Raw genomic sequence first — 16,663 nt, 5'->3', positions numbered from 1 at the left:
TGCCTATAGAAAGAAGCCTGATCAAAATATACATTGATAAGAATTAAAGAGAATAAAGCGCATTATCGCACCCTGACCCAGCCACGCAAGTTGAGTGCCTACCCTACCGATTTTTTAACGATAACGGAGTTGCACACCTGCCTGGCCCTGGACATCCCGCAGCGCCAGCAGCAAATCGTCACTAGGCGCCACTTTCCACTCATCGGCAAGCTCGAGCCAAGCAACCGCTGCCGGGTGGCGGTACTGCAGGCGTACCGGCAAACCTTCCTCGTCGCGGTACGGCGTCAGGCTGTCGCGCAGAGTCTCAATTAAGCGGCCATTGATCTGCCCCGCATCCAGCGCCAGCTCCACCGCTTGGCCATAGCGAATACGCGCCGTCACCATTGGCGTGACGTCTTTACCGCGCAGGCGCAGGCCGCCGGAAAATTCGTCGCTGGAGACCTCGCCCTCGACGATCAACACCTGATCGGCCTCAATCTGACCACGCAACTGCTCAAATAGCTCCCCAAATAGCGAGGCTTCAATACGCCCAGTGCGGTCATCCAGGGTAATAAACGCCATGGTATCGCCACGCTTGGACTTCATGGTGCGCACGCCGACCACTAGCCCGGCCACCCGTTGGGGGTCGCGGGAGGGTTTTAAGTCGCTGATCCGCGTCGATACAAAACGCTTTAATTCCCGCTCGTACTCGTCGATCGGGTGGCCAGTGAGGTAAAGCCCCAGGGTATCTTTCTCGCCTGAGAGCCGCTCGCGGTCAGTCCACTCACGGGCGTTGATATACTCGGCGTATACGTTACTGTCACCGTCGCCTTCTTCGTCAGCGGCGAACGCATCCCCAAACATGTCCAGCATGCCCAGGTTCTGATTGGTATGGTTCTGAGCGGCGGCTTTAAGCGCGTCTTCCATTGCCGCAAACAGCACAGCACGATTGGGGCCTAAAGTATCCAGCGCGCCAGAGCGAATCAGCGCTTCCAGGGTGCGCTTATTCATCCTTTTAGGATCAATGCGGCGACAGAAATCGAAGATATCCTTGAACGGACCGTCTGTCTCACGGGCTTCGACAATGGCGCCAATCGGGCCTTCGCCCACGCCACGAATCGCGCCTAACCCATACACCACCCGCGCATCGCTATCGACGGTAAACTTGTAGCCACCCACGTTGACGTTCGGCGGGGTCACGGTGAGTCGGAGGTTGCGACACTCCTCAATCAGCGGTACCACTTTATCCAGGTTGTCCATCTCTGTGGACATAACGGCGGCCATAAAGGGCCCCGGATAGTGGGCTTTCAGCCATGCGGTTTGGTAAGACACCAGCGCGTAGGCGGCCGAGTGCGATTTGTTAAAGCCGTAACCGGCGAATTTTTCTACCAGGTCGAAGATGTTACCGGCCAGGTCTTTATCGATCCCGTTGGCGGCACAGCCCTCCATAAAGCCGTCGCGCTGCTTGGCCATCTCTTCGGGCTTTTTCTTACCCATGGCGCGGCGCAGCATATCGGCCTGACCGAGGCTGTAACCTGCCATCACCTGAGCGATCTGCATGACCTGCTCTTGGTAGAGAATAATGCCGTAGGTGGGCGCCAGCACCGGTTTCAACAGCTCATGCTGGTAATCCGGGTGGGGATAAGAGACTTCGGCCCGGCCGTGCTTACGGTTGATAAAGTCGTCGACCATGCCCGACTGCAAGGGGCCGGGGCGGAACAGCGCTACCAGGGCGATCATGTCGTCCAGGGAGTCGGGCAACAGGCGCTTGATCAGTTCCTTCATGCCGCGGGATTCGAGCTGGAACACCGCCGTGGTTTCGGCGCGTTTGAGCATCTCAAAGGTCGGCGAGTCGTCCAGCGGAATGCTGTCGATATTGAGCGGCTCCTGACCGTTGACGCTGCGCACCTTGTCGACCATTTCCAGCGCCCAGTCGATAATTGTCAGCGTGCGCAAGCCCAGGAAGTCGAACTTGACCAGCCCCGCTTCTTCAATATCGTTCTTATCGAACTGAACCACCAAGCCGGAGCCGTCTTCGTCGCAGAGCAGCGGTGAGAAGTCGGTCAGCTTGGTAGGCGCTATTACCACGCCCCCGGCGTGCTTGCCGGTGCCCCGGGTGGTGCCCTCCAGCTTGAGCGCCATCTCCCAGATCTCTTCTGCCTCTTCGTCATTACCGATAAACTCTTTGAGCGCTGGCTCCTGCTCAATCGCTTTGGCCAGGGTCATGCCCACTTCAAAGGGAATCAGCTTGGAGAGTTTGTCGCCCAACGAATAGGGGCGCCCCTGGGCGCGGGCCACGTCGCGCACCACGGCCTTGGCCGCCATGGTGCCAAAGGTGACAATCTGCGAGACCGCATTCCGGCCATAACGCTCGGCCACGTACTCAATCACCTTGTCGCGCTTCTCCATGCAGAAGTCGACATCAAAGTCGGGCATTGAGACACGTTCAGGGTTCAGAAAGCGCTCGAACAGCAGGTCGTAACCGATCGGATCCAGATCGGTGATCTTTTGCGCGTAGGCCACCAGCGAACCGGCACCGGAACCCCGCCCTGGGCCTACCGGCACGCTGTTGTCCTTGGCCCACTGGATAAAGTCCATCACGATCAGGAAGTAGCCAGGGAAGCCCATCTGGATAATAACGTTGAGCTCGAACTCCAGCCGGTCGCGGTAGCGCTGGTCGATTGCCTGGTACTCTTCGCTATCGCGAGGGTAGCGCTCTGCGGGAAACAGAAAGTCCAACCGCTCGGTTAAACCGTCGTGGGAGACCTTGCGGAAGAACTCATCCTGGGTCATGCCGTCGGGAATACCGAACTCGGGTAGGAAAATCTCGCCCAGGCGCACATCGACGCTGCAGCGCTCGGCGATCATCACGCTGTTTTCCAGCGCTTCGGGAATATCCGAGAACAGCGCCGCCATTTCGTCGGGGCTTTTCAGGTACTGCTCTTCGGTGTAGCGGCGCTCGCGGCGAGGGTCATCCAGCGCTTTGCCTTCGCCGATGGCGACACGGGTTTCATGCGCCCAAAAATCATCGCGCTCTAAAAAGCGCACGTCGTTAGTCGCCACCACCGGCGTGCCGGTCTCAATGGCCAGCTTGACGCTGGCGTGAACGCAGGCCTCTTCCAGCGGACGGCCAGTGCGAACCAGCTCCAGATAAAAGCGTTCGGGGAACGCCGCCTGCCACTCTTGGAGCAGTACCCGGGCGTCATGCTCGTGGTCAGACAGCAGGTGGCGGCCAATTTCCCCCTCCCGGGCACCGGAGAGCGCGATCAAGCCCTCACTCTGTTCCAGCACCCACTGCTTATCGAGAATCGCGCGCCCCTGGCGCTGGCCGTGCGTCCAGCCCTTGGAGATCAGCTCGGTGAGGTTGCGGTAGCCAACGTCATTCATCGCCAGCAGCGTTAGCCGATAAGGGTGCGACTCGTCGTGGGGATTATGCAGCCATAAATCGCTGCCAATAATCGGCTTCAAGCCCGCCCCCTGGGCGGCTTTATAGAACTTCACCAAGCCGAACAGGTTGGCTTCATCGGTCAAGGCCAGCGCTGGCATCGCTCGTTCCGCAGTAGTACTCACCAGCGATTTAAGCTTCACCAAGCCATCGACCAGGGAGTATTCACTGTGCAAACGCAGATGAACAAACGGTACCGTCATAACACTCTCGCTAAATAAATAAACAGGCTTAAAGCAGCGCTAGCTGACGCTGAACAGGCGCAAAACTGCGGCGGTGATCTGGCAAGGGCCCATGAGCAACAAGCGCGGCGAGATGCTCTTTGGTGGGATACCCTTTGTGGCGCGCAAAGCCATACTCAGGATAGCGCATATCCAGCGTTACCATTTGGGCATCGCGAGCGACTTTAGCCAAAATCGACGCCGCGGCAATGGCGCAGTGGCGTGAATCGCCCTTCACCACCGCCTGGCCTGGCAGCCGATGGCCGGGTAACTTGTTGCCATCGACGAGTAGATATTCCGCCGCAGGTGTCAGCCCATCAATCGCCCGTCGCATGGCTAAATGGGTGGCGTGGTAGATATTCAGCGCATCCACCTCGGCAGCGCTGGCTTCTGCCACGGCAAAGGCTAGCGCCCGCTCACGAATCTGACTATCCAGCGCTTCTCGCTTGCGTGCAGTGAGTTTTTTAGAGTCGGTAAGGCCTTCAATGGGCTGAGCGGGGTCGAGAATAACGGCGGCGGCCACCACGCTACCGATCAGTGGCCCGCGACCCACTTCATCCACCCCTGCCAGCCGCTCACCGCTATAGGCAATCTCAAGGGTTGGAAAATCCTTGTGATCAATCAACCAGTGCTCAATGGCCATGCCGTTATTTTCCATCAGCAGCCTCCAACGGCTGGCCCGCTGCCAGCAGGCTAATCGCTTCGGCGGCACGGCGGCTGGCATTGCGCTGGAGCGTAGCATGCATCTCGGCAAAGCGCGTTTCCAGGGCATGGCGACTATTTTCGTCCGCCAGCATAGCGCTGAGCTGGTCGGCAATCGCCTCTGATGAGGCGGCGTCCTGAATCAGCTCAGGCACCAGCGTCTCCTGGGCGATCAAATTGGGCAGCGATACCCACTGGGTTTTGACCATCCGCTTGGCCAACCAGTGGGTGGCCGGGGCCATTTTGTAAGCCACCAGCATGCTGCGGTGGCACAGCATGGCTTCCAGCGCTGCGGTACCTGAGGCCAGCAGAACGACATCACTCGCTACCATCGCTTCGCGGGCTTGGCCATCGAGCAGCGTCGTGCACTCGGCCAGCTGCGGGTAGTTGGCCAGCAGCGCGTTAATTTCACGGCGGCGATCAGCGGTAGCCGCGGGAATAACCACCTGAAGCGCCGGGTGACGCTGGCAGAGCTGGGCGGCCGCAGCAAGAAAGGTGTCGCCCAAAAAACGAATTTCGTTGGCCCGGGAGCCTGGCAGCAGTGCCAACACCTGGCAATCAGGCGCCAACTCCAGCGCCTGCCGGGTGGCAACACGGTCATTTTCCAGCGCCATTTCGTCAGCCAGGGGATGGCCCACAAAGGCAACGGGCACTCGATGTTCACGGTAGAAGGCGGCTTCAAACGGCAGCAGTGTCAGCATACCGTCGACCGACTTGGCGATGCCTTTTACCCGCCCCTGGCGCCACGCCCATACGGAAGGACTCACGTAGTGGGCGGTGGTAATGCCTGCTTCGCGAAGCTGGCGTTCCAGGCCTAAATTGAAGTCCGGCGCATCGATGCCCAGCATAATATCGGGCTGCCAGGCTAGCGCTTCAGCTTTTAGGGTGCGCCGTACACGGATCAGTTCGGGGAGGTGCTTGAGCACTTCAACCAGCCCCATTACCGCAAGTGTTTCGAGAGGGAAGCGGCTTTCCATGCCTTCTGCCTGCATACGTGGCCCGCCGATACCACGGAACTCGACGTCGGGGTGGCGAACTTTGAGCTCACGCATCAGCCCAGCACCAAGAATATCGCCGGAGAGTTCTCCGGCCACGAGATAGACGCGTTGCAGGGTCATAGGTAGATCAGCATGGTTTAGCGGGTAATGCCGCGGGTCGAACGCTCAATAGAGGCGGCAAAATGCTCGATTTCGGGCAGATCAAAACGGCTACGCATTTCGACCAGCGCCTGCTCAGTGGTTAGCCCTTGGCGGTAGACCATTTTATAGGCGGTGGTGAGTGCACTGATCGCCTCGCGGCTAAAGCCTCGGCGCTTTAATCCCACCAGATTAAGGCCACGCGCTTCCGCCGGGTTGCCATTAATCATGATATAGGCTGGGGTGTCCTTGGTAATAATCGAGCCACCACCGGCCATGGCGTGATCACCAAAGTGGCAGAACTGATGCACTGCCGCCAAGCCACCTAGAATGGCATGATCGCCGACGGTGACATGCCCCGCCAGGGTCACCTGATTGGCCAAAATGCAGTCGTTACCAATCACACAATCATGGCCGACATGCACATAAGCCATAAACAGGTTGCGCGAACCAATGGTGGTTTCACTGCGATCCTGAACGGTGCCACGGTGAATGGTGGCGCCTTCACGAATCACGTTATCGTCCCCCATCACCAACCGTGTGGGTTCGCCTGCGTATTTTTTATCCTGACAGTCTTCGCCTACCGAGGCGAACTGAAAGATACGCGTGCGCTCACCCAGAGTGGTGGGACCTTTAACCACCACATGGGGGCCAATCACCGAACCAGCACCGATGGTGACGTCGGGGCCGATAATGCTAAAAGGGCCTACCTCAACATCGTCGGCAAGGCGCGCCGTCGGGTCGACCAGGGCAGTAGGATGTATCAAGCCACCTTCCTCTCGGCACAAATAATTTCCGCTTCGCAGGCCAGCTCACCGTCAACCGTGGCACGGCATGCAAATTTCCAAATACCGCGTTTACCTTTAATCACATCGGCTTCTAAGGTGAGCTTATCACCCGGCATTACCGGGCGCTTAAAGCGCACTTTGTCACTGCCTACCAAGTAGTATACATAGCCATCGGCAGGCAGTTTATTGACCGTTTTAAAGCCGAGAATACCGCATACCTGGGCCAGCGCTTCAATCACCAGCACGCCGGGCATAATCGGGTGATGCGGAAAATGGCCGTTAAAGAACGGCTCGTTGATGCTGACATTCTTGTACGCAACGATGGATTCACCGATGGCGAGTTGCGTTACTCGATCCACCAGCAAAAACGGGTAGCGGTGGGGCAAGTACTCGCGAATTTCATTGATATCCATAACCATCGTAGCGACCTCTAAAATAACAAAACGCCTGATGTACTCCTGAAGAGCGTCAGGCAAATACCAGCACGTTCGCTGATTAAAAGGCTGGGATTATACCCCGCTGCCATCTAGCCTCAAAACAGCAGCAGTTAAAATTCAATCAGCCATTACTAATCACGTTGCTTTTTTTCCAATCTGGATAGGCGCTTAGCGATGTCATCGAGCTGTTTAAAACGCACCGCGTTCTTACGCCACTGACTATTGGCCATGGCGCCAGTTCCGGAGGAGTAGACCCCTGGCTCATGGATTGAGTTCGTCACTAAACTCATTCCCGTGACCTGAACGCTATCGCAAATCGTCAAATGGCCTGACAAGCCAACGCCACCACCCAGCATACAGTGCTTACCGACCTTGGTAGAGCCAGCAATACCTACACAGCCCGCTAAGGCACTGTGGTCACCAATGATGACGTTATGGGCAATTTGCACCTGACTATCAATTTTAACGTCATTGCCAATCACCGTATCACCCAGCGCGCCGCGATCGATGCTGGAGCAGCTTCCCACCTCAACATCATCACCCAGCACCACGCCCCCCAGCTGGGCAATTTTATGCCATCCAGAACCGTCATGGGCGAAACCAAACCCGTCACCGCCGATGACACAGCCGCTTTGCAGGATGACTCGCTTACCAATCACCACCCCATGGCACACAGTGACATTGGCGTGCAGACGCGTTGCCTCACCAATAATGCTGTCGGCACCAACCACGCTCCCCGCCCCAATCACCACGCGATCGCCCAACACCGCACCCGCTTCAATCACGGCGTGCGCTTGAATGCAGACGTCGGCGCCTATCTGAGCGCCCTCTGCCACTACCGCCGTGGGGTGAATACCGGCGACGTCGCGGGCAGGCAGCGGGTCAAACAGCTGCGATAGCTTGGCATAGCCCAAGTACGGGTTATCGATTTCCAGACGCGCTACCGGGCAGTGTTTGCCATGCTCAGGGTGCAGCAATACCGCTGCCGCCTTGGTCGTCGCCAAATCTTTCAGATAGGCGCGGTTGGCCAGGAAAGCGACTTGATCTGGCTGCGCTTCTTTTAGCGTCGCCAAGCCACGTATCGGCTGCTGGGCGTTGCCGCTAACGGTAACGCCTAGTTGGCGCGCAATGTCTGCGAGGGTTAGGTGATGAGAAGCGTGCGTCATGGGAGCCTAGGGAAGCTTTGGTGTGGCTTGGCCACACCAATCATCATTTAAATTTAGTTCAAGGTATCAAAAATCTGCGTGACTTCATCGGTCACATTGGGCAGATCTACCCCAGAGTGCAGTACGCCTTGGGGCTCAACCAGTACATCAATACCGTGACGTTCCAGCACCTGTGCGACGGCTTGCTCCAACTTCGGTTCTGCGCTTTCCAAAAACTGCTGTTCGGAGCGCTGCTGGGCCTGCATAACCTCCCGGCGAAGCTGCTCAAAACGGCTACCCTTCTCTTGTAGTTCGCTAATTAGCGACTCACGCTGAGACTGAGCCATGGTTTCGCCTTCGTTCTGCAAACGCTGCTGTAATTGCTGTAGCTCATTACCCAGGTTCTGCGCTTCACGCTGCTGATTGCCAATCTGCCCTTCCAGGCTGCTCATTGAGGCCTGTGCGGACTGGGTATTCATCAATGCTGCTCGCCAGTCCAACACCGCGACTTCTGCGGCGTGAGCGGGCAAAATCATCGCGCCCAACAGGCATACCACCGCTGTTAGTCTACGCATCATCGTTATCTCCTTATGTCAGGCTAGCGCGCGCCGCCATGGCACACGGTCTAGCAAAATTAGCACGATTGCCCTTCAGAGCGATTATCCCTTAGGCCACTTATCCCTTAGAACGACTGCCCCAATGAGAATTGGAAGAACTGGGTATCATCACCGCTCTTATCATTGAGTGGCTCGGCAACACTGAAGGTCAGCGGGCCCACCGGCGTTAGCCAAGAAAGGCCGATACCGGCACTGTAGCGCAAATCGCCCAGATCAACGCCGGAGTTACACTGCTGGCGCCCTGCATCTTCCGCAAGCACATCGTAGCAAGAGGTCAGGAAGGTGTTACCCCCATCCAGGAACAGCGATGTTTGCAGCGCGCGCTGATTTTCAACAAAGGGCAGCGGGAAAATGATCTCGGCGCTACCTTCTATGGAAACGTTACCGCCCAGAGTACGGTCACGGCCACCTTCGGTTGCTGGCGTCGTGCGCTGGCCAAGCGTATTCGACGTGAAGCCACGTACCGAACCAAGACCGCCCGCATAGAAGTTTTCATAGAAGGGGAACGGATCGTTGCCGCCCAGTGTATCCGCATAGCCAACGTTGCCAGTAAATTTGAATGCCCAGGTCTCATCATTGTTGATCGGGAAGAGCTGTTGCGCCCGCGCACGCAGCTTGTAGTACTCAGAATCGCTGCCCGGCGCGCCGGTTTCCAGCGACAGGCGCTGATAGCTGCCATCGGTGGGCATGATACCGCGGTTGAGGTTGTTGCGTGTCCAGCTGGCGGTCAGCTTCAGGCTTTGTGCGTCTTCGCCCTGATCTTCCACATAGCGACGTATTTCAGAGGCCGTGTCGAAGTAGGTTTTCACCGTTAGGTCTTCAACGCTGGCACCGAAGTTAAGACGCGACAACTCGCTAATGGGGTAACCAAAGTTGATACCAGCGCCGTAGGCATCCGTCGAGAAGGTTGAAATATCCGAATCGGCGTAATCGGTTTCGCGGTAGAACAGATTATAACCGCGAGAAATGCCATCCAGTGTCCAGTAGGGGTCGGTGAACCCGAAGTTAACGCTGGTAAACGTATCACTGCGCTGAGCACCTACGTTGACGCGATTACCTGTACCCAGGAAGTTATTCTGCGATAGCCCAACACCGTAAATAACCCCGGCACTCTGGGAGAAACCAACGCTTGCCGAGACTGAGCCCGAGGGCTGCTCTTCGACATTATAAGTCACATCGAGCAAGTCCGGTTCGCCAGGCACTGACTGAGTATCCACTTCTACCTGGCTAAAGAAGCCCAGCCGTTCAAGACGCTGACGCGATTGAGTAATGGCTTCGGTGGAAGCGGGTGCGCCTTCCAACTGAATCATCTCACGTCGCAGTACTTCATCCTGGGTTGTGGTATTACCGTAAAACTCGATACGCCGTACATAAGCGCGCTCACCGGAATTGACGGCAATAACCAGGTCGACCGTTTCACCGTCCCCTGCCATTTCAGGCACGCCTTGAATATCAGCAAAGGCGAAGCCCTCGGCACCTAAACGCTGGCGCAGGGCTTCGGTGGAGGCATTCACATCGCCGCGGGAGAAAATCTCCCCTTCTTTAACGGTGAGTAACTGGCGGGCTTCGTTTTCGCTGATCTGTAGATCACCTGCGAAACGGATGTTGCCAACTCGGTACTGGGCACCTTCATCGACGTTCAGAGTAATAAAGATCTCGGACTTTTCAGGGCCAATCGACACCTGAGTCGAGGTAACGTCGAAGTTGACGTAGCCGCGATCCAAGTAGAAAGAACGCAGCCGCTCAATATCACCGGAAAGCGCTTCACGGGAGTACTCGTCGCTAGAGAACCAGCCGAAAAAGCGTCCAGGCCGATCATTTAACTCAAACACGCCACGCAGCGTCTCATCATCAAAGGCTTCGTTGCCAACGATATTGATTTGGCGAATCTTGGCCACTTCGCCTTCGTTGATATTGATATTGACCTGAACCCGGCCCTCATCAACCTCTTCCACTTCGGTATCGATGCTGGCGCTGTAGCGACCTTGAGACTGATAGACACCTTCCAGCTCGCGCTGTATCTCTTCAAGCGTAGAGAGCTCCAGTACCTGGCCTTCCGAGAGCCCTGATTCACGCAAGCCATTGCGCAAATCTTCTTCGGAGATCTGATCGTTGCCGCTGATCTGAAGCCGCGCAATGGTCGGGCGCTCGACGACCTGAATAACCAGGACATCGCCTTCGCGTGCCAGGGAGACATCGTCAAATAGCCCTGTGGCGAACAAGTCACGGGCAGCGGCAGCTAACTGCTCTTCGCTGACGCGATCATTGGCACTCACCGGAAATGCATTGAAGACCGAGGCGGCAGATACCCGCTGCAGTCCTTCCACTCGAATGTCTGAAACATCAAAGGATTGTGCTTGGGCGCCGCTGGCGCCTGCCAGCAAGAGTGCCGCCATTCCAAGGGTCTTGATTTTCATGCAGTCAATTCGCTCGCGTTGGTCTGCCTATCATTCCAGAAAGGCACCATATACATTTGTGCAGGCAGATGACAAGGCATCCTGCGCGCTACACGCGTCATTACCACAGGCGCATCAGATCAAAATAGAGGGCCATCAACATCAGGGTGCCGACCATGGCAAGCCCTATGCGCAATCCTACGGCTTGGGTTCTTTCTGATACTGGCCGTCCACGCACCACCTCCATAAAATAATAGAGCAAGTGGCCGCCATCGAGCACCGGGATGGGTAGTAAGTTAAGCACCCCAAGGCTGATAGAAAGATACGCTAGAAAGCCAATAAACGCTTCCATACCCGCACGGGCAGAATCACCCGAGACCTGCGCAATGGTGATCGGCCCCGACAGATTGGAGGGCGAAATCAGCCCGACCAACATCTTACGGATAGCATCCAAGGTGAGCAGTGTCATTTCACCGGTGCGCGAAAGCGCCTGACCTACCGCTTCAATAGGCCCATAACGGATTTCACGCTGAAACGCTGCTGGCCACTCGACCTGCTCAGCCCCTGCGCCGATATAACCAACCTCAACCCCGGTTTCCAAACGGTTACGCCCGGGGGTTAAGTCAACACTCGACTGTTCACCATTTCGCTCATAGGTGAGCCGCAACGTTTCACCTGGACTACTGCGCACCATATTAACGAAGTGCATCCAATCATCCACTGGTTCGCCATTAACCGCCACCATCTTATCGCCAGCTTCCAGACCTGCTTGTTCTGCGGCCTCCCCGCTCACGACTTGGCCTAAAACAGCCGGAAATTCAGGCTGCCAAGGGGTAATACCCAGTGTTTGCAGCGGCTGAGGCGGATCCTGGCGAACCAAATAATCAGTCACCGACAATCCAAAGCGCTGTGGGTCGCTCGCGCCTTCGGGGCGGGCGACGATATCCAACTCTCCGCTGAAGCCAATAATCGACACCAGCTTGAGGTTAACATCCTCCCAAGAGCGCATCTCATCGCCCTGGATGGCGACAATTTCATCGCCATTGGCAAGTCCGGCTTCGGCAGCTGGAGAGTCAGGAGCAACGCTGCCTACCATCGGCGACACCACCGTGGTACCTGCCACAAACAGCACCCAGTAAGCCACGATCGCCAGTAAAAAGTTAGCGATAGGCCCTGCCGCCACAATCGCAATGCGCTGCCAAACGGTCTTGCGGTTAAATGCCTGATCGAGCTGATCTTCCGGTACCGGCGCCTCACGCTCATCGAGCATTTTGACATAGCCACCCAGGGGAATGGCGGCTATCGCATACTCGGTGCCCTGGCGATCAACTCGCGACCATAGCGGTTTACCAAAGCCTACCGAAAAGCGCAGCACTTTGACTCCACAGCGCCTCGCCACCCAAAAATGGCCAAACTCGTGGAAAGTTACTAACAGGCCCAACACCACAATGACCGCTAAAATATTCTGTATTAGGCCCACACTGAACTCCTTAATGCCCCGCGCTAACGACCAGCCCAGCGAATGCTCAAGCGGACGCTTTTGTTATCAGTTCAAACGTCTGCTGTCGCGCCCATTGATCAGTTGCCAATACGCTTTCAAGACTATCAACACGGCCCTGATAGGGGCGTGAAAGTACGTCAGCCACCAATTGTCCAATCGCCGTAAAGCCGATCCGGCGCTGCAGAAAGGCGTCTACGGCGACTTCATTGGCGGCGTTGAGCACAACAGGGGCCATACCGCCCTGTCGCATTGAGTCACGGGCAAGCCCCAAGCAGGGGAAACGGGCTTCATCGGGGGCTTCAAAATCGAGCCGTGCCACCTGAAAAAGATCGAGGGTTTCAACGCCAGCGTCAATGCGCTCCGGCCAAGCAAGCCCATAGGCAATGGGTGTACGCATATCTGGATTACCCAGCTGGGCAATCACAGAGCCATCGTGATACGCCGCCATGGAGTGAATCACGCTTTGGGGGTGTACTACCACTTGGATCTGCTCAGGAGTGGCGTCAAATAACCAGCAAGCTTCGATCAACTCCAAACCTTTGTTCATCAACGTGGCACTATCCACCGATATCTTACGCCCCATCGACCAGTTCGGGTGAGCGCAGGCCTGCTCGGGAGTGACATTGTTAATATCAGCCTGGCTCCAGGTACGAAACGGCCCCCCAGAGGCCGTTAGTAGCAGTTGACGAACACCGTGTTTGGCAAGCCCACCGCGATGCTCCGCAGGTAGACACTGATAAATGGCATTATGTTCGGAATCAATCGGCAGTAATGTCGCCCCCGAGCGGGAAACAGCCTCCATAAACAGTGCGCCGCTCATCACCAGCGCCTCTTTATTGGCCAGTAGCACGCGTTTGCCTGCTTCCGCGGCGGCGAGTGCAGGCAGCAAACCCGCGGCGCCCACAATCGCTGCCATTACGCAGTCGACGCTCGTATCCCGGGCAACATCACACAGCGCCTCCGGGCCTGCACTCACTTCGGTTGGCTGGCCCGCCCGCTTAAGCTCCTCGCGCAGCCAAGCAGCATCGGCTTGATCATCCAATACAGCAACCGCGGGGCGGTGCGTTAAACACTGCGCTAGCAGGGCCTCTTTCGAGGTGTGTGCGGTTAGGGCATGGACGCTATAACGGTCAGGGTGGCGACCAATCACATCCAGCGTGCTGGTGCCCACAGAGCCTGTCGATCCAAGTACCGTTACGCGCTGCATAGTCGTTGGTTGATTAGCGCACTGACTCATAGTGGCGGTACCTGAGCAAACACCTCAACAAGGACTTCCACATAGAACAGCGCAAATAGCGGAATCGCAGCGGTGAGACTATCAATGCGATCCATCACCCCACCGTGGCCGGGGAGCAACTGGCTTGAATCTTTGATGTTACGGTGGCGCTTGAGCATACTTTCCAGTAGATCCCCTAGCACTGAGGCCAAGGTGACCACAGCGGTGATGAGTATCAGGGTAATGCTGCCAGCCAGGCCCAACTGCAGCCACAGCGCGAAAAGGATGGCCAGGATAGCAGTCGCCGCCAAGCCACCGAATACGCCCTCCCACGATTTGCCAGGACTCACGTGGGGCGCCAATTTGCGCTTACCCCAATTCCGTCCGACAAAGTAGGCGCCAATATCCGCGCACCACACCAGCAACAGCACAAACAGCAGCCAAGCCATACCAATGTCGCGCAGAACGTTAAATCCCACCCAGCAGGGCAACAGCACCCACAACCCCATCGCCAAGCGCCGAGCGGGAGCCTGCCATTGCGCCCCTGCAGTAGGGTAGCGGATTACCCAGTAGAGATTCACCAGCCAACCAGCAGCAGCCAGCCACAGCGGCCATATAGCCGTGGCAGCGCCGGTCAGCCACATCGCCAGCATCAGTACGGCCATCACGGCCACTAGCTGGGCACGCTGCACCGTGCGGGTAACGCCCGCCAGATTAGCCCACTCCCAGGTGGCGAGTAGCACCATCAACGCCGTAAATAGCGCGAATGCGCCGCCGTCTAAACCAAACAGGCCAACCAACACCAGGGGTGCCAGCCAGGCTGCGGTGATAATCCGCTGTTTAAGCACCCTGCGCCTCTATTTGTTCGTCCGTCATGCCAAAGCGACGACGGCGCTGACAGAAGTCGTTTAATGCCGCGTCAAACGCATCCGCACCGAAGTCGGGCCATAGCAGCGGAGAAAAGTGCAGCTCGGCATAAGCCAACTGCCAAAGCATAAAGTTGGATAACCGCTGCTCACCGCTGGTACGTATACACAAATCAACCGGCGGCACGTCATCAACCCCCATCGCGGTATCAAAGCACGCCTCGTCAATCTCCTCAGGCGATAACTCCCCAGCCGCCACCTGTTCGGCTAGTACACGCGCCGCACGCGCTATGTCCCACTGCCCCCCATAGTTGGCGGCAATCACCAAGTGCATACCCGTGTTACCTGCGGTTAACGCTTCAGCACGCTGAATATGCTTCTGGATGGCGTGGGAGAAGCCCCGCTGTTCACCAATGATCGAGAGGCGCACATTACGCTCGTTGAGCTTTTTGACTTCACGCTTTAGCGCCATCAAAAACAGCTCCATCAAGGCGTTAACCTCTGCGGCTGGGCGCTTCCAGTTTTCACTGGAGAAAGCAAACAGGCTAAGTGTTTGCACCTCTCGCTCGGCAGCCCGCTGAATCACCGCACGGACGGTTTCCACTCCGGCTCGGTGCCCACGCACCCCCGAAAGTCCGCGCGCGCGCGCCCAGCGGTTATTGCCATCCATAATGATGGCAACGTGAGACGGCGGGGCTTCCCCGGCCAGAGAAGACGCACTGGCATCGTCCGGCTGTTTTTCAGGAAGCTGCGGAGACGTCATGGGTTCTCGCACCAAAGATCAGTCATAAAAAAACCAGCCAGAGTGTGGCAAAACGGGCAGCCTAAGCTGCCCGCGGCTGAATAAAGCACAGGTTTATACCTGCATGAGATCCTGCTCTTTTGCAGTCAGCGCCTTATCGATCTCAGCAATATACTTGTCGGTCAGCTTTTGAATCGCGTCTTCGCCTTCACGCTGATCGTCTTCGGTGATCTCTTTATCTTTTAGCAACGACTTGAAATCACCGTTTGCGTCGCGGCGTACGTTACGCACGGCCACGCGGGCGTTTTCAGCTTCGCTGCGCGCCTGTTTGATGTAGCCTTTGCGGGTCTCTTCGGTGAGCATGGGCATTGGCACTCGGATCACATTGCCTGCACTGGCCGGGTTCAAACCCAGATCAGAGGTCATGATGGCTTTTTCGATCTTCTGCACCATACCCTGCTCCCAGGGTGCAATCGTCAGCGTGCGGGCGTCCTCAACGTTGACTGATGCCACTTGGCTAAGCGGTACCTGGCTACCGTAATAGTCCACAGTAACCGCGTCTAAAATGCTCGGATGAGCACGACCGGTACGAATTTTATTGAAGTTGCTATGCAGCGCCTCAACGCTTTTCTTCATGCGCGATTCGGCATCTTTCTTAATATCGTTGATCACGTCATTACCCTCTGTATATCAGCGTGCCTTCCTTGCCCCCTACCACCATATTCAGTAGGGCACCAGGCTTATTCATATCAAATACCCGCACCGGCATATTATGGTCACGTACCAGGCAGATTGCGGTCAAATCCATAACACCCAACTTTTGATCCAGGGCGTCATCATAAGAGAGCTGGTCGTACTTCACTGCATCCGAATGTTTTACCGGGTCTTTATTGTAGACGCCATCGACTTTGGTCGCTTTGATCACGACATCGGCGTCCACCTCAATACCGCGTAAACAGGCAGCCGAATCGGTAGTGAAGAAGGGGTTACCTGTCCCTGCAGAGAACAGCACTACGTCCCCTGAGGTTAAATAGCGAATGGCGGTACGCCGGTCATAGTGCTCTACTACGCCGCTCATGGGGATGGCCGACATCACTCGCGAGCGGATATTGGAGCGCTCCAACGCGTCACGCATGGCGAGTGCATTCATCACGGTGGCCAGCATGCCCATATGGTCACCGGTGACACGATCCATGCCAGCCTCATTAAGCGCCGCCCCGCGGAAAAGATTACCACCACCAATCACGATGCCTATTTGCACCCCAATACCGACGAGCTGGCCGATTTCCAGCGCCATGCGGTCAAGTACCTTAGGATCAATACCAAAATCGTGCTCCCCCATTAACGCTTCGCCAGACAGCTTGAGCAAAATACGTTTGTATTTTGACTTGGTGCCCGGGGCTTTGCTGGGTGCTACATGGGGGGTAGGCTCTTGAACATCACTCGACATGGCATCTCTCCTGAGGCAAACC

The 16,663-nt window shown here is 56.7% G+C and carries 14 protein-coding genes; all 14 read right to left on the bottom strand.

Features of this window, described 5'->3' with window-relative positions; translation table 11 throughout:
* Positions 1 to 114: 114 nt before the first annotated feature.
* The 14 genes from dnaE to pyrH all read right to left on the bottom strand — a co-directional run bounded on the left by dnaE (position 115) and on the right by pyrH (position 16,641).
* Positions 115 to 3,627: a DNA polymerase III subunit alpha gene (dnaE, locus tag QT231_RS06410; protein WP_308336087.1), complete on the bottom strand. Its 3,513-nt coding sequence runs from the start codon at positions 3,625 to 3,627 to the stop codon at positions 115 to 117.
* A 28-nt stretch (positions 3,628 to 3,655) separates the two neighbouring features.
* Positions 3,656 to 4,303 carry a ribonuclease HII gene (rnhB, locus tag QT231_RS06405; protein ID WP_308336086.1) on the bottom strand — a complete coding sequence of 216 codons (648 nt, stop codon included), beginning with the start codon at positions 4,301 to 4,303 and terminating at the stop codon, positions 3,656 to 3,658.
* The gene (gene lpxB / locus QT231_RS06400) at positions 4,293 to 5,465 is read right to left on the bottom strand and encodes a lipid-A-disaccharide synthase (protein WP_308336084.1); all 1,173 of its coding nucleotides are present in this window, start codon (positions 5,463 to 5,465) and stop codon (positions 4,293 to 4,295) included. The genes rnhB and lpxB overlap by 11 nt, the downstream gene beginning before the upstream one ends.
* Positions 5,466 to 5,482: 17 nt before the next feature.
* Entirely contained in the window at positions 5,483 to 6,250 is a 768-nt protein-coding gene (lpxA, locus tag QT231_RS06395; RefSeq protein WP_308336083.1) for an acyl-ACP--UDP-N-acetylglucosamine O-acyltransferase, read from the bottom strand.
* On the bottom strand, positions 6,247 to 6,690 hold the full coding sequence (gene fabZ, locus QT231_RS06390; protein WP_071695290.1) for a 3-hydroxyacyl-ACP dehydratase FabZ: 444 nt from the start codon (positions 6,688 to 6,690) through the stop codon (positions 6,247 to 6,249). The genes lpxA and fabZ overlap by 4 nt, the downstream gene beginning before the upstream one ends.
* Positions 6,691 to 6,839: 149 nt before the next feature.
* On the bottom strand, positions 6,840 to 7,874 hold the full coding sequence (gene lpxD, locus QT231_RS06385) for a UDP-3-O-(3-hydroxymyristoyl)glucosamine N-acyltransferase (protein WP_308336082.1): 1,035 nt from the start codon (positions 7,872 to 7,874) through the stop codon (positions 6,840 to 6,842).
* Positions 7,875 to 7,927: 53 nt separating this feature from the next.
* Positions 7,928 to 8,428, bottom strand: a complete 501-nt coding sequence (locus tag QT231_RS06380) for an OmpH family outer membrane protein (RefSeq protein WP_308336195.1) — start codon at positions 8,426 to 8,428, stop codon at positions 7,928 to 7,930.
* A gap of 107 nt (positions 8,429 to 8,535) precedes the next feature.
* Positions 8,536 to 10,887 (bottom strand): outer membrane protein assembly factor BamA, encoded by a 2,352-nt coding sequence (gene bamA, locus QT231_RS06375; RefSeq protein ID WP_374694380.1) that lies wholly within the window; start codon positions 10,885 to 10,887, stop codon positions 8,536 to 8,538.
* Between the two features lie 100 nt (positions 10,888 to 10,987).
* Positions 10,988 to 12,346: an RIP metalloprotease RseP gene (gene rseP / locus QT231_RS06370; protein WP_308336081.1), complete on the bottom strand. Its 1,359-nt coding sequence runs from the start codon at positions 12,344 to 12,346 to the stop codon at positions 10,988 to 10,990.
* Positions 12,347 to 12,392: 46 nt separating this feature from the next.
* The gene (gene ispC, locus QT231_RS06365; RefSeq protein ID WP_308336080.1) at positions 12,393 to 13,604 is read right to left on the bottom strand and encodes a 1-deoxy-D-xylulose-5-phosphate reductoisomerase; all 1,212 of its coding nucleotides are present in this window, start codon (positions 13,602 to 13,604) and stop codon (positions 12,393 to 12,395) included.
* Positions 13,601 to 14,431, bottom strand: coding sequence for a phosphatidate cytidylyltransferase (locus QT231_RS06360; RefSeq protein WP_308336079.1), 831 nt, complete (start codon positions 14,429 to 14,431; stop codon positions 13,601 to 13,603). Before QT231_RS06360 ends, ispC begins: the two co-directional genes overlap by 4 nt.
* Positions 14,424 to 15,212: a polyprenyl diphosphate synthase gene (gene uppS, locus QT231_RS06355; protein ID WP_308336078.1), complete on the bottom strand. Its 789-nt coding sequence runs from the start codon at positions 15,210 to 15,212 to the stop codon at positions 14,424 to 14,426. The genes QT231_RS06360 and uppS overlap by 8 nt, the downstream gene beginning before the upstream one ends.
* A gap of 93 nt (positions 15,213 to 15,305) precedes the next feature.
* Positions 15,306 to 15,863: a ribosome recycling factor gene (gene frr / locus QT231_RS06350; protein WP_088698826.1), complete on the bottom strand. Its 558-nt coding sequence runs from the start codon at positions 15,861 to 15,863 to the stop codon at positions 15,306 to 15,308.
* Between the two features lie 4 nt (positions 15,864 to 15,867).
* Positions 15,868 to 16,641, bottom strand: coding sequence for a UMP kinase (pyrH, locus tag QT231_RS06345; RefSeq protein ID WP_308336077.1), 774 nt, complete (start codon positions 16,639 to 16,641; stop codon positions 15,868 to 15,870).
* Positions 16,642 to 16,663: the final 22 nt, after the last annotated feature.

The organism is Halomonas sp. SpR1 (assembly GCF_031010175.1).
Lineage (GTDB): Bacteria > Pseudomonadota > Gammaproteobacteria > Pseudomonadales > Halomonadaceae > Vreelandella.
This window is presented reverse-complemented; position numbering and strand designations above follow the sequence as displayed.